The sequence below is a fragment of the Streptomyces sp. TBY4 genome, from assembly GCF_024213195.1.
Classification (GTDB): Bacteria; Actinomycetota; Actinomycetes; order Streptomycetales; family Streptomycetaceae; genus Streptomyces.
The window spans coordinates 230,499-256,021 of sequence record NZ_JANAVF010000002.1 but is presented as its reverse complement, the minus strand read 5'-3'; the positions used below and the strand labels follow the sequence as shown (position 1 = coordinate 256,021).

The following is a 25,523-nucleotide window of genomic DNA, read 5'->3' as shown; positions in this document are numbered from 1 at the left end:
TACTACTTCAGGTAGGGCCCGGCCGTGCCCACCTTGCCGGGGGCGGCGTTGCTGCCGCCCAGGTCGAGCACGTAGACCCGCATGTTGCCCTTTCCGGGGGCGGGGACGGACAGGGTGCCGCCGGTGACGGTCTTGACGTCTCCGGTGACGGCGTCCTTGTACGTGCCGTTGGGCACGCCCGTGTAGGTGGCGCCGCCGGTGACGGCCACCAGGGCGAAGCTGTCCACTCCGGTGGCGGTGTCGGTGTAGCGGCGCTTGAAGGCCATGCCGCCCGAGACGCCCTCGGTGGAGTACTGGCCCATCTGGAGCGCGGGCACCGCGCGCCGGATCTCGTTCAGCCGCTGGACGTGCTTGACCAGCGGGGATTCCAGGGTGGCGGCGACGGGGCCGGTGGCGGTGGCGACCTTGGAGAAGCCGGAGGCGGTGACCGTTCCGGCGATCTTGTCCCCGTAGTACGCGCGGCCGGTGCCGGCGAGCGGGCAGGTCGGGCCGCAGTCGATCTGCTTGCCGGCCTGGAACTCGGTCTCGGAGCCGTAGTACAGGGTCGGGATGCCGCGGAAGGTCCACATCAGGGCCATGTTCTCGGCCCAGGCGTCGGTGCCGCCCGCGTAGCGGGTGGAGGACTTCCCGGGGCCGAAGTCGTGGCTGTCGACGTAGACGACGTTGTAGGTGGCGTCGTTGTAGCTGTCGTCGGAGTCCTTGCCGTTCTGGAAGGCGTTGTTCGCGTCGCCGAAGTTCATGTGCATGCGCATGTCGATGACGTTCATGCCGGAGAACCTGCTGTGGTCCGGGGCGTGGTAGAGGTTCCCGTTGAGGAAGGCGTTGGTGCTGGTCGGCTGCCTGGCCGGGTCGTTGTCGGTCGTGTACTGCTGGACGGCCGCGGTGGCGTCGTCCGCGCTGTACGTCGCGGACTCCTTCCAGGTGTAGTACTGGGCGGACTGGTTGGCCGAGCCGCGGTTCCACTTGTCGTTGACGAAGGAACCGACCTCGCCGAACACGTAGAAGTCCCGGGCCTTCTCGGCGCCGAACTGCTGGGCCACGCGCTGCTGGATGGCGGGCAGGAAGTGCCGGTTCCAGGTGACGCGGGGGATGTGCACGGCCGTGTCGACCCGGAAGCCGTCGACGCCCATGTCTATGTACTTGTTGTAGGCGCCGATGAGGTAGTTCTGGACGGCCGCGTTCTCGGTGTTGAAGTCCGCGAGGTCCTCGTGGATCCAGCAGGAACGGGCATCCTCACCCTCCCAGTTGCCGATCCAGCAGTTGTGGAACAGGGCCTTCGGGAACATCCCCGAAGTGGGGTTGGGCCACTGGCAGTTGTAGATCGTGTAGCCCTCGGCGCTCTTGTACTGCGTGGCCGTGCCCCAGTTGACGCAGGTGTTCCCGGTCGGCTCGGCCGTGGACCACAGGTCTCCGTTGTAGTACGACTTCCCGCTCTTGGGATCCACGGTGAGGCCGTCGTACTCGAAACCGGCCTGCTTCTCGTCGTAGTACCAGGACCACTGCGCGTCGCGCACGCCGTAGACGGTCGGGGTGAAGAGCCCCTTGGCTCCCCAGCGGGCGCTGTGGTTGTAGACCACGTCCTGGTAGATCTTGACGCCCTTGGCGTGGGCGGCGTTGATCAGGTCCTGGTAGGAGGCGCCCGCCGATTCCAGGCGCGGGTCGACCTTGTAGAAGTCGTAGCCGTGGTAGCCGTGGTAGTCGTAGTCGGAGCGGTTCAGCACCACCGGAGTGATCCAGATCGCGGAGAACCCGAGGGCCTTGACGTAGTCGAGCTTCTCGACCAGCCCCTTGAAGTCGCCCCGGAACATGGGGTCGCTGTTCGCGGCGTTCCCGGACTTCACGTGCTGGCTGCCGCCCCGGTTGTTGGCGCTGTCGCCGTCGTTGAAGCGGGCGGTCATCACGAAGTAGATCGGGTCCTTGCGCGGGTCGCCGCCCAGCGGCGCGGATCCGGCCGGGGCCGGGGGCCGGGTGCCGGTGGTGGCGACGGCCTCGGCGGAGGAGCCCGAGAGGTTCCCGGCGGCGTCCACGGCCTTGACCGTGTAGGTGTAGGCGGTGTTCTCCTCCAGACCGGATTCGGTGAGGACCGTGGAGGTGACGGAGGTGACCACGGTTCCCTTGGTGCCGCCCGAGCGGGTCACCTGGTAGCCGGTCACCCCCCGGTCGTCGGTCGCGGCGTCCCAGGTGACGACGGTGGACACGCCGGTGGCGGTGGCCCGCGGGTTCGCGGGCACGGTGGGCGCGGTGGTGTCGGGGACGACGGCGGCGCAGGGATCGGCGGCGTTGGCGGTGACCTGGGTGTTGTTCACCGTGGACAGGCCCGTCCCGAGGGCGTAGTTCCTGCCGTTGTTGTTGTCCCAGGTGCCGTTGCCGTTGTTGAAGGTGGCGGCGAGCCCGGTGGCCGAACCGAGGGAGACCGTCTTCTTCACCCAGCCCGCGCAGGCCGGCTCCATGCCGGTGCCGGGGACGGTGGTCCAGGAGCCGCCCGTCGGGGCCCAGTGCAGGTTGACGGTCGGCCAGCCGACGGTCGACGTCGCGTAGTAGACGGTGGCGCTCGCGCCGGTTCCCGTACCGGTGCCGGGGTCCGCGGCGCAGGGGTCGCTGTGCGCCACGACCCCGTCCTTGACGGTGATGACCCCGGTGCCCAGGGCGTAGTTCTTGCCCCCGTTGTTGTCCCAGGTCCCCTGGCCGTTGTTGAAGGTCGCCTGGAGGCCGGCGGCCGCGCCGAGGCTGACGGTCTTCTTCACCCAGTCGGTGCAGGCGGCTTCCATCCCGGTGCCGGGCACGGTCGTCCAGCTGCCGCCGTCGGGGGCCCAATGCAGGTTGTATGCGGCCCAGTTGCGGGTCTTGGTGTAGTAGAAGACCGTCGCCGTGCCGTCGCCTGCAGCCGTCGCGGCGGCGGGGGCGGTCGTGGCCGCCTCGGCGAGCGAGGCTCCGGCGGCGGGCAGTGCGGCCGCCAGACATCCGGCGACGGCCAGGGCCAGGGCTGCGGACCGCCCTCTGGGATGTGATCGCGTACGTGATCTCAAGGTCTGCTCCTCGAAGCGGGGCCCAACAGCCCTGCGGCTTCGCGGCATTGAAAACTTGCCGCAAGGTTTTGCGGGGAGGTTATCCAGCCGTCACCAGCACGTGAAGCCCTTGTGAACCGGAAATCTCGCCACTGGGCGCGTCGGGGCAGCCCGAAGGGACCCTTTGCGGGGAGAACGACCGCAATGGCTTGCAGAAATTTTCTCAACACGGCTGCGCGCGGCCGAGACATGGGCGCAAGGGAGATCGACAAGTCGACTCCGATGCTGCACGCACCCCACAGGGCGGCTGCTGCGGGAGTGACGGGAGCCGCGACAGCCACAGGATCGGGCACAGCCCGGGGCGGGCACAGCCCGGGGCGGTGCCCTTGATGCTTCGCCGGTGTCGGCGGCTACCGGCCGCCGCGCAGGGTGTCGATCTCGCGGCGTTCGCGCTTCGTCGGGCGGCCCGCGCCGCGGTCGCGGATGCCGACCACCGCCGCCTCCACCGGGGTCGGGGGCGGCGGGCTGTTGTCGGTCAGGCATTCCGCGGCGACCGGGGCGCCGACCCGCTTGGACACCGGGCGCCGGACCACCACGATGCGCTCGCGCCCCGCATGGAAGAGGCGCACCTCGTCACCGGCCCGCACCGCCTGCGCCGGCTTCGCGCGCTCCCCGTTGACCCTCACGTGTCCCGCCCGGCACGCCGCGGCGGCGACCGCCCGCGTCTTCGTCAGCCGGACCGACCAGATCCACACGTCGACCCGCGCCGACCCCGACTCCGCACCCGCGGTTCCCTCTTCAGCCATGCCCCGACTCTAGCGAGGCGCGGGAGACCGGGGCGGGCCGCCCGAGCCCGGCGGAACCGGAACCACTTTTGGCGGTTACGACAAGGCCTTGGGTATCTGCCATGGATATCATCCCAATGGAATTGCAAATGCTGCACACGTGCCCCTACCTTGTCGCACATGCAGTCCTACACCATCGGTCAGGCGGCCCGCCTTCTGGGCGTCAGCCCGGACACCGCGCGCCGCTGGGCCGACGCCGGCCGCGTCGCGACCCATCGCGACGAGGGCGGTCGCCGTCTGATCGACGGCCGCGCCCTGGCCGCCTTCTCGATCGAGGTGGCGCAGGGGGCCCACACCGAGGACGGGGAGACCTACACCTCGGCGCGCAACGCCTTCCCGGGCATCGTCACCGCCGTCAAGCTCGGCGACGTGGCCGCCCAGGTCGAGATCCAGGCCGGTCCGCACCGCCTGGTCTCCCTCCTCACCCGGGAGGCCGTCGACGAGCTCGGACTGCGGGTCGGCATGCGGGCCACCGCCCGCGTGAAGTCGACCAGCGTGCACATCGACCGCGCCTGACCGCGCCGCGCGCCGCCCGGCACCACCGGGCACCGCCCCGCACCACCAGGTCCAGCACCGCTCAGCACCACGCGTCCCCACCCGCTCCGCCCGTCACCGGCGCGGGTCACCACCGCGCGGATCCGGCACCAGGCCGGCCGCCGACCCGACCGAGGAGCACCAGCTCATGTCCCCGATCCTGCCCCTGAACCGCCGCACCGCCGCGCTCGCCCTCTCCGCCGCCCTGCTCGTGCCGGCGCTCGCCGCCTGCGGCAGCAGCGACGACAAGAAGGACGCGGCCGCCTCCCCGAGCGCCTCCGCCTCCGCCGCGCCCAAGGCCGCGAACCTGACGGTCCTCGCCGCCTCCTCCCTCACCGACGTCTTCAAGGCCGCCGGCGCGGAGTACGAGAAGACCCACCCGGGGACCAAGGTCACCTTCTCCTTCGCCGGTTCGCAGGAGCTCGCCGCGCAGGTCAAGCAGGGCGCCCCGGCCGACGCACTGGTCACCGCCGACACCAAGACGATGGACGGCCTGAAGGCCGAGACCAACGACCCGGCGATCATCGCCAAGAACCGTCTGGTCATCGCCACCGGCAAGGGCAACCCGTTCAAGGTCGCCGCCCTCAAGGACCTCGCCGACACCAAGCTCAAGGTGGTGCTGGCCGCGCCCGAGGTCCCGGTGGGCCGCTACAGCAAGCAGATCCTCGACGCCCAGCAGATCGTGGTGAAGCCGGTCTCCCAGGAGCCGAACGTCCGCGCCGTGCTGAGCAAGGTCGAGCTGGGCGAGGCCGACGCCGGTCTCGTCTACAAGACCGACACCCTCAAGTCCGGTGACAAGGTCGTCGTCGTGGACATCCCGGACGCCGAGAACGCCGTGGCCTCGTACCCGGCCGCCACGCTGAAGGGTTCCAAGAACGCCGAGGCCGCGGCCGCGTTCGTGGCCTGGCTGAACGGCCCGGAGGCCCAGAAGATCCTCCAGGACGCGGGCTTCCAGAAGGCGTAACCGCCTGCCGAGCCCGGTGAGGAAGAGGGACCGCCCGGTCCGGGGGGACGGGCGGTCCCTCTTCGTCTGCCGTCCACCGCATTACGCTTCACACGCCGCCCGGGCCTCCCCACGTACCCGGCGGCGTCCCTACGTACCCGGCCAGGAACCCATATGAGCAGACTCCGTACCCGCCGCACCCGGCCCCCCGTGGCGCTGGCGCTCCCCGCGCTGCTCGCCGTGGCGTTCCTGCTGATGCCGCTCCTCGGCATCCTCACCCGCACCCACTGGAGCGATCTCGGCGCGCACCTCACCAGCCCCGGTGTGGTCGAGGCGCTCCATCTCTCGCTGGTCGTGTCCCTGTGGGCCCTCGGCCTCTCGCTCCTCCTCGGGGTGCCGCTCGCCTGGCTGCTGGCCCGGGTGGAGTTCAAGGGCAAGGCGCTGGTGCGCTCGCTGGTCCTGCTCCCCATGGTGCTGCCGCCCACGGTCGGCGGTGTGGCCCTGCTGCTCGGTTTCGGGCGGCGCGGGCTGCTCGGGCCCTGGCTGGAGGACACCTTCGGCATCACCCTGCCCTTCCACACCTCGGGCGCGGTGGTCGCGGCCACCTTCGTCGCGATGCCCTTCCTCGTGATCAGCCTGGAGGGGGCGCTCGGCGGGCTCAAGCAGAGCTACGAGGAGACCGCGGCCTCCCTCGGTTCCACGCCGCTGCGCGTGTTCTTCACCGTGACGCTGCCGATGGTGGCCCCGGGTCTGATCGCCGGGGCAGCGCTGACCTGGGCGCGGGCGCTCGGCGAGTTCGGCGCCACCATCACCTTCGCGGGCAACCTTCCGGGCACCACCCAGACCCTGCCGCTCCAGGTCTACCTGCTGCTCCAGGACCAGCCCGAGGCCGCCACCTCCGTGTCCCTGCTGCTGCTCGTGATCGCCATGGCCGTACTCGTCGCCCTGCGCGGCCGGTGGACGGGAACGCCCGCCGCCCGCAAGGACTCCGGTGCGCCGGTGGTCGCCGAGGAGCCGGCCGGCCCGGATCCCGAGGGCCCCGTAGCGGCCGGGGCTCAGGCCGACGGCGGAGCTCCGGACAAGGGTGGGGCTCCGGCTGAGGGCGTGGCTCGGACCGACGCCGGGCACTGGCCGCTGCACGCCACCGTCACCGGTTTCAACGAGCTCACCCTCGACGCCGAACCCGGCACCACCATCGCCGTCGTCGGCGAGAACGGCGCCGGCAAGACCACCCTGCTGCGCGCCCTGCTCGGCCTGACCCCCCGCGCCCACGCCGAGCTGCGCCTCGGCGACACCGACGTCACCGAACTGCCCCCGCACCGGCGCCAGGTCGCCTGGGTCCCCCAGGACGGCGCGCTGTTCCCGCACCTGAGCGCGCTCGCCAACACCGCGTACGGGCTGCGCGCCCGCCGGGTGCCCAGGGCCGCGGCCCGGGCCGAGGCGCAGGCCTGGCTGGACCGGCTCGGGGTCGGGCACCTCGCCCACCGCAAACCCGCCCAGCTCTCCGGCGGGCAGGCCCAGCGGGTGGCGCTGGCCCGCGCGCTGGCCGCCCGGCCCCGGCTGCTGCTGCTCGACGAGCCGCTCGCCGCCCTCGACCAGACCACCCGCGCCCGGGTCCGGCACACCCTGCGCACCCATCTGGCCGGCTTCGGCGGGGTCTGCCTGATCGTCACGCACGACCCCGTCGAGGCGGTGTCCCTGGCCGACCGGGTCCTCGTACTCTCCGACGGGCGGGCCCTGCAGGACGCCCCGCCCTCCGAGGTGACCCGGCACCCGCGCTCCCCGTGGGTGGCCCGGATGCTGGGGCGCAATGCCTGGCCCGGAACGGCCTCGGCGGACGGGCTGGCACTGGCCGCCGGGGGCCGCCTGGTGGTGGCCGAGGCGCTGCCCGAGGGAACTCAGGCGCTCGCGATCATCGCCCCGGAGGCGGTGTCCGTGCACCGGGACCGCCCGGGCGGCAGTCCTCGTAACGTATGGCCCGGCACGGTACGGGAGATCACCTCGGTCGGCAGCCGCCTGCGCGTGCTGATCGCCTCGGACGAGGCGCCCGACCTCGTCGCCGAGATCACCCCCGAGGCCGCCGCCGAACTCGGCATCGTCGACGGCGCCCCGGTGTGGACCAGCGTGAAGGCGACCGAGGTCACCCTCGTACGGCTCTAGGGAGCGTCTACGCGCCCACGTAGGTGGCCAGGTGCTCCCCGGTGAGGGTGGCGCGGGCTTCGACGAGGGCCGCGGGGGTGCCCTCGAAGACGATCCGGCCGCCGTCGTGACCGGCGCCGGGGCCGAGGTCGATGATCCAGTCGGCGTGGGCCATGACGGCCTGGTGGTGCTCGACCACGATCACCGACTTGCCGGAGTCGACCAGCCGGTCGAGGAGGCCGAGGAGCTGCTCGACGTCGGCGAGGTGGAGGCCGGCGCTCGGCTCGTCGAGTACGTAGATCCCGCCCTTGTCCGCCATGTGCGTGGCCAGCTTGAGCCGCTGCCGCTCGCCTCCGGAGAGGGTGGTCAGCGGCTGGCCGAGGCTCAGGTAGCCCAGCCCGACGTCCGACAGCCGCTCCAGGATGCGGTGGGCGGCCGGGGTGCGCGCCTCGCCCTCGCCGAAGAACGCGGTGGCCTCGGTGACCGGCATCGCGAGGACCTCGCTGATGTCGCGGCCGCCGAGGTGGTGCTCCAGGACCGAGGCGTGGAAGCGCTTGCCCTCGCACTCCTCGCAGGTGGTGGAGACGCCGGCCATCATCGCCAGGTCGGTGTAGATGACCCCGGCTCCGTTGCAGGCGGGGCAGGCGCCCTCGGAATTCGCGCTGAACAGGGCCGGCTTGACGCCGTTGGCCTTGGCGAAGGCCTTGCGGATCGGGTCGAGCAGTCCCGTGTAGGTGGCCGGGTTGCTGCGCCGGGAGCCGCGGATCGCGCCCTGGTCCACGGAGACGACGCCCTCGCTCGCGGGGATCGAGCCGTGGACGAGGGAGCTCTTGCCGGAGCCGGCGACGCCGGTGACCACGACGAGCACCCCGAGCGGTACGTCGACGTCGACGCCCCGCAGGTTGTGCGTCTTCGCGCCGCGGATCGCCAGCTTTCCGCTGGGCTCGCGCACGCTCTCCTTGAGGCTCGCGCGGTCTCCGAAGTGCCGGCCCGTGATGGTGTCGCCCGTCCGCAGCCCCTCGACGGTGCCTTCGAAGCAGATGGTGCCGCCGCCCTGGCCCGCGCCGGGACCGAGGTCGACGACGTGGTCGGCGATCGCGATCGTCTCCGGCTTGTGCTCGACGACGAGCACCGTGTTGCCCTTGTCGCGCAGCCGCAGCAGGAGGCGGTTCATCTGCTGGATGTCGTGGGGGTGCAGGCCGACGGTGGGCTCGTCGAAGACGTAGGTGACGTCGGTGAGCGAGGAGCCGAGGTGGCGGATCATCTTCACGCGCTGGGCCTCGCCGCCCGACAGCGTGCCCGAGGGCCGGTCCAGGGAGAGGTAGCCCAGTCCGATCTCCACGAAGGAGTCGAGGGTCTGGCGCAGCGTGGCCAGGAGCGGGGCGACCGAGGGCTCGTCGAGGTCGCGGACCCACTTCGCCAGGTCGCTGATCTGCATCGAGCAGGCGTCGGCGATGCTGATCTTCTTGATCTTCGAGGAGCGGGCCCCCTCGCTGAGCCGGGTGCCGTCGCAGTCGGGACAGACGGTGAAGGTCACCGCGCGCTTCACGAACGCCCGGATGTGGGGCTGCAGCGCTTCGACGTCCTTGGACAGCATCGACTTCTGGAGCTTCGGGATGATGCCCTCGTAGGTGAGGTTGATCCCCTCGACCTTGATCTTGGTCGGCTCCCGGTGGAGCAGGTCGCTCAGCTCGCGCTTGGTGTACTTGCGGATCGGCTTGTCCATGTCGAAGAAGCCGGAGCCGCTGAAGATGCGGCCGTACCAGCCGTCCATCGTGTAGCCGGGGATGGTGAGGGCGCCCTCGCTGAGGGATTTGGTGTCGTCGTACAGCGCGGTCAGGTCGATGTCGTTGACCGAGCCCCGGCCCTCGCAGCGCGGGCACATCCCGCCCGTGATGCTGAAGCTGCGCCGCTCCTTCACGGTCTCGCCGCCGCGCTCGATGGTGACGGCGCCGGCCCCGCTGATGGAGGCCACGTTGAAGGAGAAGGCCTTCGGCGAGCCGATGTGCGGCTTTCCGAGCCGGCTGAAGAGGATGCGCAGCATCGCGTTCGCGTCGGTGGCGGTGCCCACCGTCGAGCGGGGATCGGAGCCCATCCGCTGCTGGTCGACGGTGATCACGGTGGTGAGCCCGTCGAGCACGTCCACCTCGGGCCGGGCCAGGGTCGGCATGAAGCCCTGCACGAAGGCGCTGTAGGTCTCGTTGATCAGCCGCTGCGACTCGGCGGCGATGGTGTCGAACACCAGGGAGCTCTTGCCCGAGCCGGACACGCCGGTGAAGACCGTGAGCCGGCGCTTGGGGATCTCGACGCTGACGTCCTTCAGGTTGTTCACCCGCGCGCCGTGTACGCGGATCAGGTCGTGGACGTCGGCGGCGTGCGGCTCGGGGGACTGCGTGCCCGTCCTCGTGACCTTGCTCATCGTGTCTCCATACTGTTGGGCCGGCGCCGCTCTGGCGGGGCGGCGCCGCCTTCTCTGTCGCGGCAACGCCCTCCTGTCTACCCGATCGGCGGTGTCATCCGGGAGCGGCGCCCGGTAGGAGGGGCGGCGGATCGGTAAGAGGGGCGGTGGATTCCGTAAGAGGGGCGGCGGATCTCAGCGCGTGCGGGGCTGGTGGAAGCGGAGCATGTTGCCCGCCGGGTCGCGGAAGGCGCAGTCCCGGACCCCGTACGGCTGGTCGATCGGCTCCTGGAGGACCTCGCCGCCGGCGGCCCGGATGCGTTCGAAGGTGGCGTCGCAGTCGTCCGTGCGGAAGATGACCCCGCGCAGCAGGCCCTTGGCCAGCAGCTCGGCCATGGCCTCCCGGTCGGCGGGCGAGGCGTTCGGGCTCGCGACGGGCGGTTCGAGGACGATGTCCACGTCGGGCTGCGCGGGCGAACCGAGGGTCACCCAGCGCATTCCCCCGGCGCCTACGTCGTTCCGGACCTCCAGGCCGAGCACGTCGCGGTAGAAGGGGATCGCCTTGTCGTGGTCGTCGACGGCGATGAAGCACTGCGAAAGGCTGATGTCCATGTTCATGCCTTCCACGCTAGGTGCGGGTGGGCGGCCGGCGCTTCTCCGATCCTGACCGGATTCACCGGCGCCCGCCCGCCGGCGGCAGTACGGAGAGCCAGTCGCCCTTCGCGAAGGCGTCGGCGCCGATCACGGTGCGGCCGGTGCGCGGGGCCGCGACCGTGAGCACGCCCTCGGTGCGGCCGGCCGCGAAGCGGGGTGCGGCGACGGTGAGGACCGCGGCCCGTTTGCCGGTGGTCCGGCGGAACTCCGCGAGGAGCCGCAGGCGCAGGGCGGCCTCCTTGCGGTCGACGGCCCGCGGCGCGTACGGCTCTACGACGGCCAGCGCGCCCGTGCCCGGCTCCCGGGCGGCCGTCGCGAGGGCCGCGCGCAGGGCGGTGATCCGCTCCAGGCCGCCTCCGGCGAGGGTCGGGCGCGTGGAGCCGAGCGGCAGGAACCGTACGCCCCGGTGCACGAAGGCCGGGCGGCCGGTGCCCTTGCCGGTCCCGGTCAGCGCGAAGTCGACGGCGGCGGCCGCTCCCGCCCCGACCCCGGCGGGAGCGACCGCGAACCGCCAGGGCCGGGAGTCCACCCGGGCCGCCGGGGCCACGATCGGATCGGGAACGTCGTCCCTACGCACGACCCCGGTCGGCGGCGTCCGCGCCACCAGGGTGTCGAGCACGAGCCGCGGGGCGGCGGGGGCTGCGGCCGGGGCACGGCCCGGCGCCCCGACCGGACCCCTCGCCGGGGCACCGCCCGACGCCCCGGCCGGCACCTTCGCCGAGGCACCGCCCGGGGCTCTGACCGGGGCCTTGGACCGGGCCCCGGCTTGGGCCTTGGCCGGGGGCGTGGCCAGAGGCCCGGTGCGGGTCTTGGCCCGGGTGGGCGTCGGGGTGGTGGCCGAGAGGCGGGTCACCGTGAAGGGGGGCTCCGCCATCGCCGGGAGCGGGAGGCTGATCTGCCGCCAGCCGGTCCAGTCCGCGGCGGGCCCGCGCAGGACGGCGGCGGCACCGTCCCCGCCGGCGAGCTCCACCGCGGGCCGGGCGCCGGAGCCGTCTCCGTGCACCCAGAGGGAGAGCGACCGGGCCAGTTCGGGGACCCGTAGGGGGCGCGGCGGGGTCGCCGCGGCGGTCCCGCCCCCGGCGGGCGGCACGAGCGCGAGCCCCCGGCCGGGACGGCCCTGCCCAGGCGCGGCGCCGGATCCGGTCCAGCGGGCAGCGTCCTCCAGATCCGCGAGCGGCCGGTCCGCCAGCCCCACCCCGAGGGCCAGTTCGGCCGGGGCCGGGGCCAGGGCCGAAGCCGGAGCCAGGGCCCGAGCCGGGGCCGGAGCCAAGGCCCGAGCCGGAGCCGGGGCCGGGGCCGGAGCCAGGACCGGAGCCGGAGCCAAGGCCGGAGCCGGAGCCAGGGCCAGGGCCGGAGCCGGGGCCCGAGCCGGAGCCAGGGCCCGAGCCGGGGCCGGAGCCGGGGCCCGAGCCGGGGCCAGGGCCTCAGCCTGGGCAGGAGCCGGGGCCGGAGCGAGAGCCAGGGCCGGAGCCAAGGCCGGAGCCGGAGCCAGGGCCCGAGCCTCGGCCGGGACCAGGGCCCGAGCCGGGGCCAGGGCCGGAGCCGGAGCCGGAGCCGGAGCCGAGGCCGGGGCCCGAACCGGGGAGGCGGCCGGGGCCCGAGCCAGAGCCAGAGCCAGAGCCAGAGTCGGGGCCGGGGCCCGCGCCGAGGAGACGGCCGGGGCCAGAGTCGGAGCCGCGGCCGGAGGCGAAGCCGCGGTCGGGGCCAGAGTCGGAGCCGCGGCCGGAGGCGAAGCCGCGGTCGGGGCCGGAGTCGGGGTCAGGGCTCGAGCCGGGGCCAGGGCTCGAGTCGGGGAGGCGGTCGGGGTGGCCGTCGCGGCTGCTGCGGCAGTTGGGCCCGCGGAGGCGGGCGCAGGCGGCCGCAGCGTGGCGCGCAGGCGGCCCGTCGCGTTCGGTACCAGGGCGGTGACCTTGAATCCGCCGTGCCCGTCCTCGGCCACCTTCCACCGGGAACGGTCGAAGTCGAGCTCCACGTCCCGGGGTTCGATCACGGCGGCGGCGCCCTGCGCGTCGTACCCGGTCAGGACGAAGCCCGCGCTCTCGCCCTCCTCCGCGAGCCCGATCCGGTCCGGCACGGCCCGGATCCGGGTCGGGGCCCCGAGCACGTCGAGGCGGAGCGCCCCGCTCGCCGCGCCGAGGCCCGCCCGCACCTCCACCGGGCCGGGGCCCGACGCGCGCAGGGCCCCGCTCGGGTCGATCCGGCCGCCGCTGCCCCGCGTGAGGGACCACCCCGGAGCCGCCGCCCCGGGGACCGGGCCGAGGTGCCGGTCGTAGGGGGTGGCCCTGAGGGTCCGGGTCAGGCCGGGGAAGGCGCGCGCGGCTCCGCCGACGGGCTCGATTCGGTAGCCGGCGGCGCGGCCGTCACCCGCCGGGGCGGTCAGCACCAGGCCGTTGGGGACCGGGCGCTGGCGGCCGTCGGACGGGGAGTTCCGCACGGTCGGCGCCGCCTCGCCGGTGAGCGCCGCGAGCAGGGTCGAGGAGCCGCCGCCGTCCAGGTTGAGGGCCTCGTGGGCGCCGAGCCGGTGCATCAGGCGGCCGAGCGCGGTCAGGGTCATGCCTCCGCTGTCGCGCTGGCGGCCGTCGACGGTGACCAGGCGGGCCCGGCGGCCGTCGCGGGAGAAGCCGACGGCGGTGCGCGGGGCGGCCGCGTTGTTCGGCAAGCCGTCGTGGTTCTGCGGGACCCCGGCCACCACGAGCGCCTCCCGGCCGCCGACCGCGCTCACCGGGAGCGGCCCGCCCCCGGCCGCCCCCGGCCGGGCCGCGACGGCGACCGCGTCCCCGGGGCGCAGGGCGGCGAGTTCCGGCGCCGCCGCGCCCGCCGCGACCAGCAGGGTGGTTCCGGGTGCGGGGCGCTCCCGGCGCGCGGGCCCTCGTACGGCCGCGCGTACGGCCGTGACCCGGCCCCCGCGCAGCTCCACCGCCGGTCCGGTGGCGGGGAGTCCGTCCGCCGGCCAGTCGGCGGTGTAGACGGCGAAGCCCTCGGCGGGCGGCCGTGCGGTGTTGAAACCGGCGAGCGGGCGGACCGCACCGCCGGGCAGGGTGACGCTCCCGTCCAGGGCCAGGCGGAGCACCCGGCCCACCCCGTCGGCACCGAAGCCGACGGCCTGTCCGGCGCCGGCCGAGGCGGCGTGCAGCAGCCGTCCGGCGCCGATGCCGGGGCCGAGCGGGGCGCCCGTACCCCGGATGTCGAAGAAGTCCCCGTTCACGGCGGCGACCACGCGGCGGCCGGGACCGGCGGGGTGGCGTGCGGCGGAGTCGGAGACGGTGGCGACGCCCCGGCCGCCGAGGTACTCCACGCGCACCCCGGGGCCGGAGCCGGGGCCCGCCGCGGAGCCCGGCCCGGAGGCGGCACCCGCCAGCTGGACGTCGAGTTCGTCGATGCGGAGCCAGCGGTCGGCTTCGAGCCGGTCGTACGACTCCAGCCGTACCCCGGGGGCGATCTGCCGGGAGGTGCGGGCCGTCTCGATCCCCTCGCCGGCGCCGCTTCCCGAGGCGTGGGCCGGCGGGGGCACCGGGGCCACGAGCAACACGGTGAGCAGGGCCGGCAGCAGGACGGGCCACGGCGGGCGCAGGGGCGACATCCAGGCAGGATCGGCCAGTCCGTGCATATGAGCATACGAACGCGGCGCGAGTCCGGTGACGATCAGCCATTCGCCCGCACCGGCCCGGGATTTCGGCCCCGGGCCTCCCGGTCGGCCCGCCAGCCCGGCCGCCCCGCCATCCCGGCCGACCCCGCCGACCCGGCTACCAAACCACCAAGCCGATCAAAGGTGCGGTCTGAAATCTTGGCCCGCGCCATGCCTTCGACCGTGACGTCCTGTTTCCGGGGGTACCTCTCCATGTCCATCAGCGCGACCGGCTCACCACAGCCCGTCGACCCCGACCCCGACCCGCAGCCACCGCCGCCGGCGGTTCCCGGTGGGCCGTTGCCGGAGTTCGCCGCGGAACCCCTCGCCGTGCCGCGCCCGCCCGGGGGACTCGCGACGGCCACGACCGTCCTGCTCGCACTCTCCGGCCTGTACGCCCTGCTCCTGACCGGAACCGGCCTGTACCTCGGCTCGGCCCTGCGCACCGGAAGCCACCCGGACGCGGGGACCGAGGACGGCGGCACCCTGCTGGCCCTGGTGGGGTTCGTCGAGACACCGCTGCTGGTCGTCACGGCGGCCCTGTTCATCGCCTGGTTCCACCGCGTCCACCACAACGCCCTGTTCCTCGGCCGGGACGCGGTCACCCGGTCCACGGCCTGGGCCATCGGCGGCTGGCTCGTCCCCTTCGCCTTCCTCCGCATCCCGTACAGGTCGGCGAAGGAGATCTGGGCCGCCAGCCTGCTGCGCGGACCGGACTGAGCCCTCCGGCCCGTCTCGACGGCGCCCGTCACCACGTGGTGGCTGGTGTGGATCACCGCGCTGTTCGCCGGCCGTGTCTTCGGCACCCTCCGCGACCGCGCCGACGACGCGGACGGGCTCGCCGTCGCCGCCACCGCCGCATCCGCGTACGGCGTGCTGCTGCTCGCGGCCTCCGTCCTCGCGATCCGCTTCGTCCGCGCGCTGACGGCGATGCAGTTCGCCAAGGCCGCGCAGGGCCCCTACGCGGCCCGGTAGCCCGCGAAACCCCTGCCGGCAGCCTCCCTTGCCCCGGCTCTCCGACCCGTGCCTACCCTGCTGCGCCGGGCCCGGTGGCCGGCGGGTCGTTCCCCTGGACGGCGAACTCGCACCACACGCACTTCCCGCTGCCCCGCGGCTCCACGCCCCAGGCGTCCGCGAGTCGGTCCACCAGCATCAGGCCGCGCCCCGACACCGCCCAGTCGTCGGCCTCCCGGCGCCTCGGCAGGGCGCTGCTGGTGTCCTCCACCTCGATGCGGATCCGGCCCTCCGGGGTCAGCCGCATGCTGACCCCGGAGACGCCGTCCGTGTGGACCAGCGCGTTGGTCATCAGCTCGTCCGCCGCCAGCTCGATCTCGTCGGCCTGGTCCCACGCCCCCCACGCCGCGGCGGCCGCCCGGATCAGGTGGCGGGCCATCGCCGGGGCGTCGGGGTCCCCGGGGGTGAGGCGGTGGCGCAGCGGGCCGCCGCCGGACGGGAGCGGGGTGCCGCGCCGGCGCAGCAGGAGGAGGGCCATGTCGTCGCCGCCACCCGAGTCCCCGACCAAGTCGCACAGCACGTCGGCGAGTTCCTCCACGTCTGCCGGCCCGTCCCGGACCGCCTCCATGAGCTCGCGCACACCCGTCTCCGGATCCCCGCCGGGCCGTTCGGTCAGCCCGTCCGTGCACAGCAACAGGGTGTCACCGGGGTGCAGTTCGAGGCTGGTGACGGGGTATCCCGTACCGGAGGCGCCCGTACCGGTGGCGCCGAAAGCACCCGGGCCACCGGAGGCACCCGGCCCGCCCGCCGGCAGGCCCAGCGGCAGCCCGCCCGCCACCTGCACCCGGTGGCAGCTGCCGTCGCCGCGCCGCACCACGGGGTCGATGTGTCCGGCGCGCACCAGCCGGGCCTTGCCGCTGGTGAGGTCGATGTCGGCGTAGGTGCAGGTGGCGAAGCGTTCGGTCTCCAGGTCGCGCAGGAAGGCCGAGGCCCGCGCCATGGCCGCGCCGGGGGTGTGGCCCTCCGCGACGTATGCGCGCAGGGCGATGCGCAGCTGGCCCATGACGGCGGCGGCGTCCGTGTCGTGGCCCTCCACGTCGCCGATCATCACGCCGACACGGCCCTCGCCGAGCGGGACCACGTCGTACCAGTCGCCGCCGATGTCCCGCCCCATCCGGGCGGCCCGGTACCGCACGGCGATCAGTGCACCCGCCACCTCCGGGATGCGGCGCGGCAGCATGGCCTGCTGGAGGCCTTCGGCGAGGTCGTGCTCCTGCTCGAAGAGGATGGCCCGCTGGAGGCTCTGCGCGATGCCGCTGCCGAGGGCCATCAGCACGTTGCGCTCCTCGGCGTTGAAGTCGCCGTCGCGCGTGTAGAGCAGTCCGAGCGCGCCGATGGGCCGGCCCTGGGCGATGAGCGGCATGTAGACCCCGCTGCGGACGGCCAGCGGCTCGATGTACGGCCACAGGTCCGGGTAGCGCCGCTGGAACTCCTCGCGGGATCCCAGGTACACCGGCCGCAGCGTCCGTACCGCCTCGCTCATCGGCAGCGGTGCGTCGACCCGGGTGTACTCGGTCTCCGGTACGTACGCCCCGAGCTGCCCCTCCGCGACCAGGTGGATCCGGCCGCCGTCGACCACGCCGAGCATGACGCTGACCGCGCCGAGGTGGGCGAGGGCCTCGGGGTCCTTGAGGACGTCGGTGACGTCGTTGACGGTGCGGGCGTGCGCCAGGATCGCCGTGGTGCGCTCGACGACCCCCGTCATGCGGCGCCGGCCCTCGTCGCGCTCACCGGCGGCGCCGGGCTCTCCGGGGTCGTGGACGGCGTCGCGGAGAATCCCGATCACGCGGTACGGGCGCCCGCGCGGGTCCCGCAGGATGCGGCCCTGGACATGGGTCCAGCCCGGCGCTCCCTCCCGGTCGCGGCTGCGCACGTAGGCCCCGTAGTGGCTGCGACCGGCCTTCAGCGCCTGCGCGACCCTCGCGTCGAGCCGGGCCTGCTCGCCGGGCGCTAGGCGGTCGCCCAGCCCGGCGGGCGTGCCCGTGAACTCCTCGGGGCGCAGGTCGAGGACCTCGAGGGCGGTGGTGTCCAGAAACATCTGCCCGCTGTCGAGGTCCCAGTCGAAGGTGCCCATGTGGTTGAGCGCGAGGCTCGTGTCCGTCCGGGCGGGCCACTCGACCTGGGGGTTCACGCCCCTTTCGGCCACACCTTCAGGGTCTCACTCTTCACGGGTCCACGCCGGTCCGCGGTTCGCTGAGCGCGGAGGGCGGACCGGCGCGTCGAGGGAGCTGCGCTGCCCGCGTGCGCTAGCGGCCTTCCGGGGTCCTGAAGATCGGGATGAAAAAGTACCTAAGTACCGGCCTGTCGGGACTTTCGCCTAATGGACGACTTGTACGATTTCGCGAAGATCGATCCGTTCATGATCATCTTTGCTGGCGTCAGCAACCCCTCCGCACGGGGTCGTTGGCGCCCACGGCTGTGTGGGGTGTGGCTTGTCGCAAGCGCCGAAGAGGACCGGAGAACCGGCCGGAGCACCGGAGGGAGGGGTGCAAGGAGAGACGGAGAGAACCGAAGGCGGGTCCGGGACCCCCGGACGAATATCCACCCCGCCCGCCGGCTCCGAGCCCGCCTCCGGCTCGGCCTCCGGCTCGGTCTCCGACTCGGTCTCCGGCTCCGGCTCCGGCTCCGGCTCCGGCTCCGGCGTTGTCTCGGGCTCGGTCTCCGGCTCCGGCGCGGTGTCGGGCTCGGTCTCCGGCTCCGGCTCCGGCGCGGGCTCGGCCTCCGGCTCCGGCGCGGTCTCGAGCTCGGCCTCCGGCTCCCGCTCGGGCTCCGGCGTCCGTTCCGGGCGTGGCAGTCTGGTCGTGCGGCCGTACCGGGACCCCCTGGTGCTCGGCCCGCTCTTCCGTGACGAGGGACCGGCCGAGGGCCGCACCGGACACCCCGCCGGCGCCCACGGCGCCGCGGCCCCTGACGGCCCGAGCGCGCCCCGCCGGCTCGGGGACCCGCCTGCGGACCCGGGCACGCTTCCGCTGGGCCTCCCCCGCGCGGCGATACCCCGACCCACTGCTCCGGTCATGGCGGCGGCCGCCCCGGCCCAGCCCCGGACCCTTCCTCCCGTACTCGACCCCGAGCTCACCGAACGCCCCGCGCGGGCCTGTTCCGGCTGGTGGGCCCTGCTCGCGGCCGCGCTGGCCACAGGCGGCGCCGCCGCCCTCGCACGGTTCGGCGAGCTCCGCCCCGCCGTCTCGCCCGCCGAGGCCTGGCCCCTGGCCGCCGTCGCCTGCTGCGCGCTCCTCGCGCTCGTCGCGCTCTGCGGACTGCGACGCGTTCGCACCGGCCAGGCCTGGTCGCTGACCCTCTTCGGCCGCTACCGCGGCACGATCCGGCGTACCGGCCTCATCTGGTCCAACCCGGTGCCCCGGCACACCCGCGTCGACGTCCGGCTGCGCCACTGGCGCAGCGAGCCGCTCTGCGTCGTCGACTCCGAGGGCACCGCGCTGCGGTCCGTGATCCTCGTCGTATGGCGGGTCAGGGACACCGCCCGCGCGCTGCTGGCGGTCGACGACCACACCGCGTACCTGCGCGGACAGGTGGAGTCGGCGACCGCCCGGGTGCTCTCCCGGATGCCCGCCGACTCCTTCGGCCCGGAGCCGGACGGGCCGGACGGGCCGGGGACCCTGCGCGACACCGAGGCCGTCGGCGACGAACTGACCCGGCTGCTCGCCGCCGAATGCAGGGCCGTCGGCATCGAAGTCTTCTCCGCCCGGCCGCTGCAGGTCGAGTACGCCCCCGAGGTCGCCGCCGCGATGCAGCGCCGCCGGGTCGCCTCGATCGACGCCCGGCACCGGGACTCCGTCCTCACCTCCGTGCTCGACGCCGTCGACGACACCGTTCACCGGATGTCGGACCGCGGGCTCGTGAGCCTGGACGACTACGAACGCAAGGCCCTGGTCAAGGACTTGACCGTGGCCTTCTACACGGCGCGCGGCCCTGCCGCCGACGCCCGCTGAAAACACCCCCGATGGATAAGGAATCATGCATGCGCACGCCCGAGTTCACCGAAGAAATACCCGACAGCTGTGACTGCACCGGCTGCGCGCGCGGCACGACGGCCATGACGGCCGCCGCGGCCCGCCGCCGTCGTTGCACCCTGCGCGGCGCCGTGGTCGCGGCCGTCGGCGCCACGCTGCTGATGGGCACCGGGGTGGGCACCGCCTCCGCCGAGCCGGCGCCGGCGCACGCGGGCTGGGACGGCTCGAAGTACTGGTACAAGGACGCGACCGGCTGGTGGCGCTGGACCCAGCACTACAGCAAGTACGTGGCGAACAGCCGCGGCTCCTCGGCCGGCGCCCCGTCCTCCTCCTCTTCTTCCTCCTCTTCTTCCTCCTCTTCGTCCTCCTCCATCCGCACCTCCGAGCCGACGTTCCGCGGCCGCGCGGGCTGGGACGCGACGGACCGCGTGTACTGGTACAAGGACGGCACGGGCTGGTGGCGCTGGACCCAGCACAAGGACAAGTACGAGCGCTTCGCCGGCGGCTCGGGCTCGGGATCCGGTTCGGGCTCCGGCTCTTCCTCGGGCTCCTCCGGCGGATCCGGCTCCTCGGGCTCCTCCGGCACCCCCATCCGCCAGGGCACCGAGGGCGCCATCTCCTTCGCCAACGGCCACCTGGGCGACCCGTACGCCTGGGGCGGCAACGGCCCCCGCGCCTGGGACTGCTCGGGCCTGGTCCAGGCCGCGTACCGCTCCGCCGGGATCACCCTCCCCCGCGTGGCCTCCGACCAGTACCGGGCCACCACTCCGATCTCCCGCTCCGATCTGCGCCGCGGAGACCTGGTCTTCTGGACCTCGAACGGCAGCGCCTCGGGCATCCACCACGTAGCCATCTACCTCGGCGGCGGCAAGTACATCGAGGCCCCGCGCCCGGGCAAGCAGGTCCGCGTCTCCAGCTTCAGCGCGTACAACCCGAACATGTACGGGCGCGTCCGCTAGCAGTCGCGGCAGCCTCCGCACGACGGCGGTACGAGACCTCCCCGAGGGCCACCGGCCCTCGGGGAGGTCTTCGTGTCGGACGGGAAACTACTGGTTGTTGCCGTTGTCGTTGCCGTTGCCGTTGCCGTTACCGACCGGTCCTCCGTCCGAATTCTGGTCGGTGCCGGCTCCGGGCCCCACCGGGGAGGGCGGCGGCGGAGGCGCGATCAGCGAGCTCGCCGGAACCGGCGCGGGCGGCGGCGGGGGCGGGGGCGGCGGGGCCGGCGGCAGCTCGGGCTGCGGCGAGACCAGCGGCGGGGGCGTCGGCTTCGGCTTCGGCGGCTCAGGCCGCTCCGAGACCACCGGGGGCTCGGGCTCCGGCGCCACCGAGGAGATCTTCGGCGGGGCCGGAGGCCGTGGTTCCGCCGAGCTCCGGGAGGGCGACGGCGCGACCGCGCTCTTCGAGGGAGTCGCGGAAGGCGAAACGGACGGCGAAACGGACCGTGCCTCCGAGGCGGACTCGGACGGGGACGCCGACTCGGACGGGGACTCCGACCCGGTCACCGAGGCCGACACGGACTCCGAAGGCGACTCCGACGGGGACGCGGACTCCAACGGCGACTCCGAGGCCGACTCCGAAGGCGAGACCGAAGGGGACTCGGAAGGCGACTCGGACGGCGACTCGGACGGGGACTGCGACGGCGACTCGGAAGGCGACACCGACGGGGATTCCGACGGCGACACCGACGGGGACGGCGAGGTGACCGTCGGGGACGGGGAAGTGACCGTCGGGGTCGGCCCCGTGTGCGTCGGCGTCGGCGAGGGCGGCGGGGTGGTGAAGATCGGGGTCGGGATGACCGGCGGCGGGATCGGCCTGTCGTGGCGGCCGCGGTGGTCGCCCCGGTCGCGCTCGAACCACCGGCTGTCGCGGTAGTCGTAGATCACGAACTTGTTCACGATGGTCACGGACGGGGCGATGACCACCACCCGCGAGGGCTGGTACGAGGTCCAGGGCTGTCCGAACCGCTTCGGGTTGGCCTTCAGCGCCACCGGCGGCCCGAGCGGGTTCCCGCAGGCGCAGCGGACCCGCGGCACCCCGCGGTCGTCCACGAGCACGGCGGTCCCGGCCTGGAGCACGGCCTGGTAGCTGGTGGCGCTGCCGTTCCGGTAGCCGTGGTTGGTGACCCGGGTGTCCACCCGGAGCTGGACCGGGGTGAGGGAGCGGAGGTAGGCGGGCACGGCCGTCGGCTGGATGCCGAGCGCCGAGGCGAACGCGGCGTTCTTGGAGGGCTGCGCCGACAGCACCCTGATCTGCTTCTCGACGTCACAGGCGGCCACGTCCCTCGTGCCCCCGTACAGCTCGGGCGAGGCGCCGCTGACGCTGGGTGTGGTGGCCGCGGTTCCGGTGGCCGGCGGGGTCTTCGGCCCGGGCTTCGTCTCCGCCGTCGGGGGCGGCGGGCTCTCGGGCGCCGCCGTGGCGTCCTTGGCCGCGGTGGACTCCGTGAAGGGGTCCGGCCCGGACGCCGCCACGGGCTGCAGGAAGACCTCGTTGCCCGCGGCGGTGGTGGTGCCACCGCCGCCGCTGGGCCTGGTCAGTACGACGGCCAGGGTCACGGCGGCGGCGAGGGCGACGATCGTGGTGGCGAGCCGGGGAACGGAACGCCACCAGGGCTTGTGCGGGGGCTCGGGGGGTCCGGGGGGCACCCCGCTCCCGGATCCTCCGGGAGGGGCCGGCGGCGGGGGTGGCGGGGGCCCCTCACGGCCCCCGGAGAGGGGCCCGGACGGGGGGCCCGTGGGGCGCCCGGACGAGGACGACGGCGGCTGCGAGGGCGGCTGTGACGGCTGTGTGGGCCACGGCGGCTGCTGGCCGGAGGGTTGAGTGGTCACGGGCTCTTCTTCCCAGGCGGAGGGGTTCCGGTCCCCTGTGGACGTTCCGCTGCGGACGTTGCGATGCGGACGTTGCTCGGGTCGTCAGCGGACATCTCCGGACGTGGTGCACTCCTGGCGACCATTGTGTGCGCCGTCCGGGTGGTGGCCGCAAGCGGAGCTGCCTACGGTGGCAGGGTGACCCCTGCAACGGCACCGTCCGCGCGAGCCTGGCGGGACGCCCTCGTCGCGGTCCTCGCGGGCTTCGCGGTGATGGCCGTCACGGCTGCCGCGGGGCTCGCCCTCGCCGGCGCCGGTGAGCTGCCCGGGGGTGCGTTCCCGCACGTGGTGGCAGCCGTCGTGCTGATGGCCGCGGGCGGCTCGGTGGAGGTGACCGGCGGAGCCGGCTTCCTGGCCGGGGCCGACGCGAGCCTGTCCCTGCTCCCCCTCTCCGTCAGCCTGGCCGGCGCACTGACCACCGGCTGGCTCTTCCTGCGCCCCCTGCACAACCGGGCCGTGGCCGGGGCCCGCGAACTCCTCGCCCGCGCCGCGCCCTTGGTGGTCCTGTGGCTGGTGGCGCTGACCGGCGTCGCCCTGCTGTCCCGCCAGAACTTCGCGGTCTCCACGGGCGATTCGATCCTCGGCGACATCGGCGAGATCCTCGACGCCTCCCCCACGGTGGGCTTCGAGGCCGCGATCCCGGCCACCCTCGGCTTCGGACTGCTGTGGATCCTGGGCCTGTTGCTGGTCGCCCTGCTGGTGTCCCGGCGCGCACCGCTCCCGGCGGGGCTGGTCCGCTTCCACGCGGCGGTGCGCCCGGCGGCGTTCGCCGTGGTCGCGCTGCTCCTCGCGTACGTCGCCATCGGGATCGGCGTCGGCCTGGTGGTGGCCGCGACCGGGGGGCACGCGGACCGCACCCTCGCGGTGATCCTGCTGGGCCTGCCGAACCTGGTCTGGCCCGCCCTCACCCTCGGCTTCGGCGGGGCCTGGGAGGGCAAGGCCGAGGGGCCGTTCGGACTGCCCGTACCGCAGGTCCTGGACGAGGTGCTGCGCGCCACCGGCCGGGACTCCGCCCCGGACCTGTCCACCATCGACGTGGCCTCGCTCGCGGAACGGGACGCCCGGGCGTGGTGGCTCGTCGTGCTCGCCGTCGTCCTGCTGCTCGGGGCCGGCGCGCTGGCCGCCGCCCGGTCGCCCGCGCACGTCCGCCCCTGGCAGCACGCCCTCCACCTGGCCGTCGCCCTGGCCCTGGGGACCCTGGTGGTGTGCCTGCTGGCCCGGATCCAGGCCCAGTTCGGCCTGTCCCTGCTGGGCATCGGCGACTCCGGCGAGCTCGGCGGCGAGGTGCTGCTGCGCCCGCTGCTCTGGCGCACGGTCGGGCTCGCGTTCCTCGCGGGCGCGGTGACGGGCTTCCTCGGAGCCCTGCTGACCCGCCGCCGCAGCGAACCGGCCCGGCGGGCCCCCGCCGAGCCCGCCCCTCCCGTCCCGCCCACCCCTTGAGCCGTTCGAGTGAACAGTCGCACATCGTCTCATCGGGGGATCGTTTCCGCATGACACGCTCGTCTCCGTGAACATGACCAAAGGCCTGTTCCGGCCCCTTCACGCCGCCGGCCTGATCGCCCTCTCCGCGCTCGCCCTGACCCTCTCCACCGCCCTCCCCACCCAGGCGACCGGCCCGGGCACCCGCCACCTCTCCGGCGACACCGGCCGCAAGGACGCCTCCGCCCAGGCGGTGTCCGTCAGCAGGGTCTTCTGTCCGCGCGGCACGGCCGTGCAGTCCGGCGGGTACTCCACCACCCGCTGGGACCGCGGCCGCGACGGCACGCTCCGGCACACCGTCCTGGCCTCCCACCCCGTCGTCGGCGCGGACGGCCGCCGGGGCTGGTACGCCGCGGCCGCACACGCCGAGGTCACGGCCCACGTCGTGTGCGCCCCTTCTCCCGACCAGGGCTAGAACACCGTAGGGATCCGGGCTAGAACACCGGCAGCGCCCACCGCGGCGGCGGTGGCGGCGGCCCGTCCGAGGCCGCCCGGGCGGGCGCCCGGACGAAGGCGGCCACGCCGGAGGGAGCTCCCGCACCCCCGCCCGCACCCTCGCCCGCCCGCCGCAGCGCCCCCGTGAACTCCAGGCAGCTCCCCCACCGGTCCTCGGGCGCCTTCGCCAGGGCCCGTGCCAGCACCTCGTCCACCCCCGGCGAGAGCCCTTCCCGCCGCGAGGACACCGCCGGCGGCGGATCGTACTGATGGGCCCAGAGCAGTGCCATGTCGTCGTCGCGCTCGAACGGCGGGCTGCCTGCCAGGGTTTCGTAGACCACGCACCCCAGGCTGTAGACGTCGCACCGGCCGTCGACCGGCTTCCCGGCGATCTGCTCGGGCGCCACGTAGTCCAGGGTCCCGACGAACTGCCCGACGCTGGTGAACCCGGTCAGCGACAGCGACTTCTTCGTCAGCCCGAAGTCCGTGAGGTAGACGTGCTCGGGGTGTTCGCTGTCGGTGCCGCCCGCGACCAGGATGTTGCCGGGCTTCACGTCGCGGTGCACCAGGTCGTGGGCGTGCGCCGCGTCCAGCGCCGAGGCCACCTGGCCGGCGATCCGGGCCGCCGCCTCCACCGGCAGCGGGCCCGTCCGGTCCAGCATGGCCCGCAGGTCCTGACCGGGCACGTACCGCATGGCGATGTACAGCATCCCGTCGGTCTCCCCCGCCTCGAAGACGGGCACGATGTGCGGGTGGTCGATGGCCGCCGCCACCTTCGACTCGTGCGCGAACCGCTTCCGGAAGACGTCGTTGCGCGCCAGTTCGGGCGCGAGCAGCTTCAGCGCGACCGTGCGGTCCAGCCGTACGTCGTGCGCGCGGTAGACCACCGCCATCCCGCCGCGCCCGATCTCGGCCTCCACCACGTACCCGGCGATCCGCCGCCCCCGCAGGTCGGACTCCCGCCCGCGGAAGGGCTCCACGGCCGGATCGGAGCCCATCAGCCCGCCTCGGGCCCGGGCAGCTCCACGATCTTCGTGGGTTCGTGCGGAACTTCTCGTACGTCGCCCCCGCCCTCGGTGTCCGCCTCCTCCGGCGGTGCCTGCGCCGCGGGCTGGGCACCGGGTCCCGCGACGACCGCGTAGGTGGCCAGGCGGCTCCCGTCCCCGTACATCCACCGTCCCGCCGTCTCGTCGTAGAGCCACACGGACTCCCCGTCGACGACGACGCCGACCCGCACGCCCCGCAGGGACCGCCGGAAGGACTCGGGATCGGTCCGCCCGGCCGCGAGGTCGGTGACGGCCCGCCGGTAGCGTTCCAGCTCCTCCGTGCACCGGGCGAGCAGCGGCTGCGGGTCCTCGACGCGGGTCAGCGGGCGCCCGCCGGTCGGCGGGGGCTGCGGCACCGCGAGCAGCAGGCGTCCGTCCACCCAGGCGGACCAGCCGTTGGCGCACAGGATCTCCCCCCATTCCCCGCGCCGGGACAGCAGGCGTACGGGGAGGAAGGCGTCGAGCGGAACGGTCGGGCGGGACAGGTCCGGGGTCTCCCAGGCGGGGAGCCCGTCCTGCGGGACGATGTGGGTGGGCCGGAAGTCCGCGGCCGGGCCGGGGCTGGTCATCG

Annotated in this window: 15 protein-coding genes and 2 pseudogenes; 8 read left to right on the top strand and 9 right to left on the bottom strand. The window is 74.1% G+C overall.

Annotation, left to right across the window (positions count from 1 at the left end):
* Positions 1 to 2: 2 nt before the first annotated feature.
* Together NLX94_RS05450 and NLX94_RS05445 are read right to left on the bottom strand one after the other, a co-directional pair.
* Entirely contained in the window at positions 3 to 3,074 is a 3,072-nt protein-coding gene (locus NLX94_RS05450; RefSeq protein ID WP_254381434.1) for a carbohydrate binding domain-containing protein, read from the bottom strand.
* A gap of 341 nt (positions 3,075 to 3,415) precedes the next feature.
* Positions 3,416 to 3,811, bottom strand: a complete 396-nt coding sequence (locus tag NLX94_RS05445; protein WP_254381433.1) for an RNA-binding S4 domain-containing protein — start codon at positions 3,809 to 3,811, stop codon at positions 3,416 to 3,418.
* Between the two features lie 159 nt (positions 3,812 to 3,970).
* Between NLX94_RS05445 and NLX94_RS05440 the strand changes: the two genes are divergently transcribed.
* The 3 genes from NLX94_RS05440 to NLX94_RS05430 all read left to right on the top strand — a co-directional run bounded on the left by NLX94_RS05440 (position 3,971) and on the right by NLX94_RS05430 (position 7,487).
* Positions 3,971 to 4,366: a molybdopterin-binding protein gene (locus tag NLX94_RS05440; RefSeq protein WP_254381432.1), complete on the top strand. Its 396-nt coding sequence runs from the start codon at positions 3,971 to 3,973 to the stop codon at positions 4,364 to 4,366.
* Positions 4,367 to 4,532: 166 nt separating this feature from the next.
* Positions 4,533 to 5,348 (top strand): molybdate ABC transporter substrate-binding protein, encoded by an 816-nt coding sequence (modA, locus tag NLX94_RS05435; protein ID WP_254381431.1) that lies wholly within the window; start codon positions 4,533 to 4,535, stop codon positions 5,346 to 5,348.
* A 153-nt stretch (positions 5,349 to 5,501) separates the two neighbouring features.
* On the top strand, positions 5,502 to 7,487 hold the full coding sequence (locus NLX94_RS05430) for an ABC transporter permease (protein ID WP_254381430.1): 1,986 nt from the start codon (positions 5,502 to 5,504) through the stop codon (positions 7,485 to 7,487).
* 7 nt (positions 7,488 to 7,494) lie between these two features.
* Here NLX94_RS05430 and NLX94_RS05425 read toward each other — a convergent pair whose 3' ends face one another.
* The 3 genes from NLX94_RS05425 to NLX94_RS05415 all read right to left on the bottom strand — a co-directional run bounded on the left by NLX94_RS05425 (position 7,495) and on the right by NLX94_RS05415 (position 14,098).
* Complete coding sequence (locus NLX94_RS05425; protein ID WP_254381429.1) at positions 7,495 to 9,885, bottom strand: excinuclease ABC subunit UvrA; 2,391 nt, start codon at positions 9,883 to 9,885, stop codon at positions 7,495 to 7,497.
* Between the two features lie 174 nt (positions 9,886 to 10,059).
* Positions 10,060 to 10,476 (bottom strand): VOC family protein, encoded by a 417-nt coding sequence (locus NLX94_RS05420; RefSeq protein ID WP_254381866.1) that lies wholly within the window; start codon positions 10,474 to 10,476, stop codon positions 10,060 to 10,062.
* Positions 10,477 to 10,537: 61 nt separating this feature from the next.
* The gene (locus NLX94_RS05415) at positions 10,538 to 14,098 is read right to left on the bottom strand and encodes a phosphodiester glycosidase family protein (protein ID WP_254381428.1); all 3,561 of its coding nucleotides are present in this window, start codon (positions 14,096 to 14,098) and stop codon (positions 10,538 to 10,540) included.
* A gap of 27 nt (positions 14,099 to 14,125) precedes the next feature.
* On the opposite strand from NLX94_RS05415, the pseudogene NLX94_RS05410 reads away from it, so the two are divergent.
* A pseudogene (locus NLX94_RS05410) lies at positions 14,126 to 15,118 on the top strand (DUF4328 domain-containing protein).
* 52 nt (positions 15,119 to 15,170) lie between these two features.
* On the opposite strand, the gene NLX94_RS05405 reads toward NLX94_RS05410, so the two are convergent.
* Positions 15,171 to 17,231 carry a SpoIIE family protein phosphatase gene (locus NLX94_RS05405; RefSeq protein ID WP_254381865.1) on the bottom strand — a complete coding sequence of 687 codons (2,061 nt, stop codon included), beginning with the start codon at positions 17,229 to 17,231 and terminating at the stop codon, positions 15,171 to 15,173.
* Positions 17,232 to 17,643: 412 nt separating this feature from the next.
* Between NLX94_RS05405 and NLX94_RS39280 the strand changes: the two genes are divergently transcribed.
* Positions 17,644 to 19,107, top strand: coding sequence for an SPFH domain-containing protein (locus NLX94_RS39280; protein ID WP_254381427.1), 1,464 nt, complete (start codon positions 17,644 to 17,646; stop codon positions 19,105 to 19,107).
* A 29-nt stretch (positions 19,108 to 19,136) separates the two neighbouring features.
* The gene (locus NLX94_RS05395; RefSeq protein WP_254381426.1) at positions 19,137 to 20,087 is read left to right on the top strand and encodes a C40 family peptidase; all 951 of its coding nucleotides are present in this window, start codon (positions 19,137 to 19,139) and stop codon (positions 20,085 to 20,087) included.
* A gap of 552 nt (positions 20,088 to 20,639) precedes the next feature.
* On the opposite strand, the pseudogene NLX94_RS05390 reads toward NLX94_RS05395, so the two are convergent.
* Positions 20,640 to 21,953: pseudogene (locus NLX94_RS05390) on the bottom strand (DUF6777 domain-containing protein); the annotation flags it as partial.
* Between the two features lie 177 nt (positions 21,954 to 22,130).
* Between NLX94_RS05390 and NLX94_RS05385 the strand changes: the two are divergent.
* Together NLX94_RS05385 and NLX94_RS05380 are read left to right on the top strand one after the other, a co-directional pair.
* Complete coding sequence (locus NLX94_RS05385) at positions 22,131 to 23,432, top strand: streptophobe family protein (protein ID WP_254381425.1); 1,302 nt, start codon at positions 22,131 to 22,133, stop codon at positions 23,430 to 23,432.
* A gap of 67 nt (positions 23,433 to 23,499) precedes the next feature.
* The gene (locus NLX94_RS05380) at positions 23,500 to 23,886 is read left to right on the top strand and encodes a hypothetical protein (protein WP_254381424.1); all 387 of its coding nucleotides are present in this window, start codon (positions 23,500 to 23,502) and stop codon (positions 23,884 to 23,886) included.
* 19 nt (positions 23,887 to 23,905) lie between these two features.
* Here NLX94_RS05380 and NLX94_RS05375 read toward each other — a convergent pair whose 3' ends face one another.
* Together NLX94_RS05375 and NLX94_RS05370 are read right to left on the bottom strand one after the other, a co-directional pair.
* Positions 23,906 to 24,904, bottom strand: coding sequence for a serine/threonine-protein kinase (locus NLX94_RS05375; RefSeq protein ID WP_254381423.1), 999 nt, complete (start codon positions 24,902 to 24,904; stop codon positions 23,906 to 23,908).
* Entirely contained in the window at positions 24,904 to 25,521 is a 618-nt protein-coding gene (locus NLX94_RS05370) for a hypothetical protein (RefSeq protein WP_254381422.1), read from the bottom strand. Before NLX94_RS05370 ends, NLX94_RS05375 begins: the two co-directional genes overlap by 1 nt.
* Between the last annotated feature and the right edge of the window lie 2 nt (positions 25,522 to 25,523).

Coding starts and splice junctions, on each gene's coding strand:
- NLX94_RS05430 (WP_254381430.1), top strand. CDS start 5,502: ATGAGCAGACTCCGTACCCGCCGCACCCGGCCCCCCGTGGCGCTGGCG.
- NLX94_RS05395 (WP_254381426.1), top strand. CDS start 19,137: ATGCGCACGCCCGAGTTCACCGAAGAAATACCCGACAGCTGTGACTGC.
- NLX94_RS05445 (WP_254381433.1), bottom strand. CDS start 3,811: ATGGCTGAAGAGGGAACCGCGGGTGCGGAGTCGGGGTCGGCGCGGGTC.
- NLX94_RS05420 (WP_254381866.1), bottom strand. CDS start 10,476: ATGGACATCAGCCTTTCGCAGTGCTTCATCGCCGTCGACGACCACGAC.
- NLX94_RS05450 (WP_254381434.1), bottom strand. CDS start 3,074: ATGCCGCGAAGCCGCAGGGCTGTTGGGCCCCGCTTCGAGGAGCAGACC.
- modA (WP_254381431.1), top strand. CDS start 4,533: ATGTCCCCGATCCTGCCCCTGAACCGCCGCACCGCCGCGCTCGCCCTC.
- NLX94_RS05370 (WP_254381422.1), bottom strand. CDS start 25,521: ATGACCAGCCCCGGCCCGGCCGCGGACTTCCGGCCCACCCACATCGTC.
- NLX94_RS05405 (WP_254381865.1), bottom strand. CDS start 17,231: ATGGGCACCTTCGACTGGGACCTCGACAGCGGGCAGATGTTTCTGGAC.
- NLX94_RS05375 (WP_254381423.1), bottom strand. CDS start 24,904: ATGGGCTCCGATCCGGCCGTGGAGCCCTTCCGCGGGCGGGAGTCCGAC.
- NLX94_RS05425 (WP_254381429.1), bottom strand. CDS start 9,885: ATGAGCAAGGTCACGAGGACGGGCACGCAGTCCCCCGAGCCGCACGCC.
- NLX94_RS05415 (WP_254381428.1), bottom strand. CDS start 14,098: ATGTCGCCCCTGCGCCCGCCGTGGCCCGTCCTGCTGCCGGCCCTGCTC.
- NLX94_RS05440 (WP_254381432.1), top strand. CDS start 3,971: ATGCAGTCCTACACCATCGGTCAGGCGGCCCGCCTTCTGGGCGTCAGC.